We start from the raw sequence: 225 nt of genomic DNA on the forward strand, positions 1-225 counted from the left end.
TTACGGCTACGCCTACATAGACAACCTGGGCAATGCCAGCTGTAGCAATGATGTTTTTGGGAAGGTTTCTATAGACGAGCCTACGGGTACTGCAGGCAGCAGTGCTTGTAGTTTGCTTGCACCGGTAAATCAAGACCCCTGTTTGGCGCCGGTGGCTGTACAAAGCGGTCCTTTTCCTATAAGCATTTGTGGGGAGTATGATGCTGGGCGAGGCGCTTATTTAAA

The 225-nt window shown here is 50.2% G+C and carries 1 protein-coding gene; it reads left to right on the top strand.

What is annotated here, in order from left to right; all coding sequences use genetic code 11:
* A partial coding sequence (locus tag ACH2AZ_RS12570) for a hypothetical protein (RefSeq protein WP_394908111.1) occupies window positions 1–225 on the top strand: 225 nt, incomplete at both ends.

It is taken from the genome of uncultured Mesonia sp. (genome assembly GCA_947499595.1).
GTDB classification, from domain to species: Bacteria; Bacteroidota; Bacteroidia; order Flavobacteriales; family Flavobacteriaceae; genus Mesonia; species Mesonia sediminis.